Source organism: Shigella sp. FC1967 (assembly GCF_001743005.1).
Taxonomy (GTDB): Bacteria; Pseudomonadota; Gammaproteobacteria; order Enterobacterales; family Enterobacteriaceae; genus Proteus.
In genome coordinates, this window is the sequence record NZ_MIIZ01000693.1 from 1 (window position 1) to 4,574 (window position 4,574).

A 4,574-nucleotide genomic window follows, 5' to 3' on the forward strand; every position below is an offset into this window, starting at 1 on the left:
GGTGTACCTGCAAACATATTTTCTAGCATACGGTTAGTTGTTGAAAAATAGCGCGCATAACCAATAAAGTAAGTTCCATATTCATTTTTTGGATGGATTAGAAAAAGGCATATTGGCTCTGACAATTTTTTAGATCTTCGCCATTCTCATCTTGAATGTTGGTTACAACATTATGTGAGCCAGGTTCTTTTTTCTTCATCGGTTAACTCTACATCATTGAATTTATGTCTGCCAATGACTTTTTTCTTGTTCAATAAGTGGTTGTTTTTTCCCATGCTTCCATATCGTGAATATATTTTTGTACAAAGGCGTAGCTACCTCCTGTAAATTCAGGATCTTCATCGCCAATAACGGCATAAGAAGCACGCTCATCTTCGGACTCTGGATTTTCTGTTCCGTCGACAAAACCAATAATAGAACGCCCATCAAAATATCTAAACCCATGCACTTCATCAACCGGTGTAACAATATTCTTTAGCTTTTGACTGATGATAGACGCTAATTCGTAACAAGCTGAAACTTTGAGCGCGCGAATATGGAAAAAAAGATCGCCGGGTGTAGAAACCGCAGTATAAGTATCACCTTTAATTTCTTTAAAAGTATTTAGTTCTTTGGGTTTTGGCTGATTGGGAAATAACGTAGTCCATGCATTTGCACCGAATCCCATGACACAACTCGTTTCTAATTCAGGAAAACGTGTTCTCATACTACGTATTAAGCCAGAAAGATTATTACAAAAATCGATCAGTGTATTACGATTTTCAGGTGAGTGGGTGAGGTTAAAAACTAAAAAATAAGCATTCTCACAGGGTGATTTCGTAACATCTTGGTATTTCATAGTGATCCCTAAATGACGAATAATAAATGAATAGTAATTAAGCTATATTTACAAAATATTGTTTTTTAGTTTTACACTAAAAACCCCTCTCTTACAAAGAGAGGATTAGATCTTTATTCGAATTTTTTATGAATAAACAGTATCAAAAATTGTATTGTATTCTCTACATTTTTATCATATTAATATACTGTATTAATTTAATATTCTCATGACTTTTATAAACTAAAATAAAGGTGTGGATGCTGCCATAAACTGGCAGGAGTGACTGTGGTTCTTTCCCATGGTATTTGCCCAATAAACCATAATTTCCAAAATTGTAATTTAGCATTAGGATTTTTTACTTAATAACTCTTGGAATGTTTCTATTTTACCAATACGAATGGAGAGTGCTGATTTATAAATATCAAAAACAAACTTAGAGCAAAACTGGCGGGAAGAGTCGTACTTAAAACCAGTGTGGTAAAGCTTATTTAATCTTTCAGGAACTTGAGCAACAAGGGCATTTTTTTGCTCATCAGAGAGTTGTGTTGATAAACGACGTATTGCATAACGCTTATCCGCAGAGCGGTTAATAAAACGAGTTAATGTGGTTGTGGTTGAGAGTGGAACTCGACTTTCGGCAACTAAATAATCTTCCCCATTATGTCCAATAATAATGCCAACATGATTACTCCAACATAAAGAAGCGGAGGAGATTTGACGAAATAAAGAGGTACCAATACACGTAAATACGATATCACCAACTTCTAAATTTTGTGGATAATCCATTTTTTATCATCATTATATGACCTATTAAAGAGAGACATTATCACCATTCTTTGACAATGATAAATACATAAGGTTTCTATTTAAAAACTCAATGAAATTAAGATAAAAAAACATTCTAATTTAAGATGATCTTAATTTTCAGAGGGATCTGATTATTTGTTCAAAATAAGAAGATGAAATTTAGAATATTAAGTTAATATTCTAATCAAGTAATCAAGCTATATTTAAGTAACTTAACTTAGTTGTTCATCAGAAATATCATATTTCACAATGACACTATTTTCGTAAAGCAATTCTGATGTAATTAATTGAGGAAAAGCGCCCACATTATTTTTTGTGTAAACATCTCGCCAAATTTCATTACAACGATATACATGCTCCCCTTTTTTGATAAAAGAAGAAGATTTCTCATAAATATGATAACGATATTCTCTTGCCTTATTACAAAGAAGTTCGCCTTCTAACTGATGTTCAGCGACATGCAATCTAATTTGGTAATCATAACATGTTGGATTATATAAGATTAAATCCACATAGTTATAAAAAATAGCAGCACCTGAGCCAAATGGAAGAACGCGTCCTTCATCAGGAAAAGGATCAAAACTGTGGTTTGCCTTTTCAATTATTTTTAATTCAGAGTGCAGTGCTAGCCAATGTATTAAATTACTGGCCTGACAAATACCACCGCCTACACCTTTTCTTGCTTCACCATAGGAGAGCTGCATACCATCAATAAAACCTCTTTTATAGCTAGGCTTACCGACTAAATAACAAAAAGAGAAATACTCTCCAGGTTTTATCACGATGCCATCTAACGCTTTTTCAACTAATTTAAGATTTGTTATTTTATTGTATTGCAATTGAATATCACTTTCGCCACGGCGACTAATTAATTTAGATGTGTGTTTTATGTGACGGTAAGAAAGTCTTTGCTCTGGTTGAATATTCTTGCTGTATTTTCGACCTGAAAATTGCCAGCTAAGAGAACGAAATAAACGACGCTGCGCCACTCTCAAAGTATAAAGAATAGGGTGATAAGACGAGAGTGTTCTACGCATAAAATCCTTTTAAACAAGAGTAAATAGAAAGGGATAACCATGAGTATAATAACGAGTTAATGAAAATATTGATACGTCGATATTCTTAAAATAATAGCGTTAAACATTTAACTCATAAATTTAATTATTGATACCTTTCGTTAAAGTTTGAGCTTGAAATATCCATGCTTAATTTCACATTTGGATACTGCTCTTTATGCTGCGCCATAATTTAAGGTAATAAATAAACGCCAACAAAATGGCTAGCACTTGAGTGTAGAATAGGTGTTCTGTGGTTTCAGTAACATTAAAATCGTTAGAAAGTCATTATCAGTCATCCAGAATCGGTTAGAGAACTGTCATTGCGAGAGTTAAATATGGGAAACTTTACTCTTTTTTTGAGTCTATTCCTTAAGCAATCAATATTCATCATATAAATCACAAAATGGGGGAGATAAACAGTTACCTTCTTTAAATGATAAGATATACTTACTATTTTATTGTCGGAAGAGAGAAGTATGGACGATTTTTCATCATCAGACTTAAAAACAATTTTGCATTCTAAGCGGGCGAATATTTTCTATTTAGAATATTGTCGAGTGATGCAAAAAGATGGGCGAGTGCTCTATTTAACTGAAGCCAAAAAAGAAAATCTCTATTTCAATATTCCTATTGCTAATACTACGGTTATTCTACTTGGAAATGGCACATCAATAACTCAAGCCGCTATACGTATGTTATCGCAAGCTGGCGTGTTAGTTGGTTTTTCTGGTGGTGGCGGTACTCCTTTATATATGGGAACCGAAATAGAATGGTTAACACCACAAGGAGAATATAGACCTACTGAGTATCTTCAAGGATGGCTTAGTTTTTGGTTCGATGAAAAAAAAACGTTTAGCTGTTGCAAAGAAATTTCAAAATTTAAGAATGAGTTATTTAACGTCGGTATGGGAAGATAATCGGATCTTAAAAAATGAAGGTTTTATTTATCATAGCAATGAGCTAAAAAAATGCCTTTGAAAATTTCCATTCGCGCACTGAACTTGCTGAAAATACCACGCAATTACTCCTTACCGAAGCTCAGTTAACTAAGACATTATATAAATATGCAGCAAATAAAGTCGGTTCAAGCCAATTTACTCGGAAACATCAATCAGAAGATAAAGCGAATAGCTTTCTTAATCATGGTAACTACTTAGCTTATGGTTTAGCGGCAAGTTGTTTATGGGTATTAGGCATTCCACACGGTTTTGCTGTTATGCATGGAAAAACAAGACGTGGCGCTTTAGTATTTGATGTTGCAGATTTAATTAAGGATGCAATTATCCTTCCTTGGGCTTTTATTTGCGCTAAAGAAGAGGCTACTGAACAAGAGTTTCGCCAACAAATTCTCCAACTTTTTATTGAACATAAAGCATTAGATTTTATGTTTGATGCTGTTAAAGATATAGCACTGCAATCTGTAACCAAACCCGCGATGATGGAACAAACATTATGATGGTGATATTTGTTTCTCAATGTGAAAAAAATGCCCTTAAAAAAACACGTAGAGTACTTGATGCGTTTGCTAATCGAATTGGTAATAACACATGGCAAACCTTAATTACCGAAGATGGATTAAATACGGTTTATAAAATGTTGCGTCAAACAGCAAGTAGAAGTACTGCTGTAAGTTGCCATTGGGTTCGTTCTCGCTCTCATTCTCAATTAAAATGGATTGTGGGTAATAAAAAGAAATTTAATAATAATGGTTATGTCCCAGTTAATGCGACAGAAAAGGATTTACTCGGCAGTCATTATGAAAATAACTGGAAATATTTACCTTTAATTTCAGCTTTTGCAGGGCTTGCTGGGTTATTACATGATTGGGGAAAAGCATCTTTATTATTTCAACGTAAAATAGACCCCACAAATAAAGAAAAAAACAAGGG

General features: G+C 33.7%; 2 protein-coding genes and 3 pseudogenes. 2 read left to right on the forward strand and 3 right to left on the reverse strand.

Annotation, left to right across the window (positions count from 1 at the left end):
- Window positions 1-250 precede the first annotated feature (250 nt).
- From BHE89_RS10030 to BHE89_RS10040, 3 genes and pseudogenes are all read right to left on the reverse strand, one after another.
- Entirely contained in the window at window positions 251-838 is a 588-nt protein-coding gene (locus BHE89_RS10030) for a Dyp-type peroxidase (RefSeq protein WP_286146049.1), read from the reverse strand.
- A 215-nt stretch (window positions 839-1,053) separates the two neighbouring features.
- Window positions 1,054-1,606: pseudogene (locus tag BHE89_RS10035) on the reverse strand (YebB family permuted papain-like enzyme).
- Window positions 1,607-1,839: 233 nt separating this feature from the next.
- Window positions 1,840-2,664, reverse strand: a complete 825-nt coding sequence (locus BHE89_RS10040; protein ID WP_069367308.1) for a VanW family protein — start codon at window positions 2,662-2,664, stop codon at window positions 1,840-1,842.
- A gap of 497 nt (window positions 2,665-3,161) precedes the next feature.
- Here BHE89_RS10040 and cas1f point away from each other — a divergent pair.
- Window positions 3,162-4,141 (forward strand): annotated as a pseudogene (gene cas1f / locus BHE89_RS25510) (type I-F CRISPR-associated endonuclease Cas1f).
- A pseudogene (locus tag BHE89_RS10050) lies at window positions 4,138-4,574 on the forward strand (type I-F CRISPR-associated helicase Cas3f); the annotation flags it as partial. The pseudogenes cas1f and BHE89_RS10050, both read left to right, overlap by 4 nt.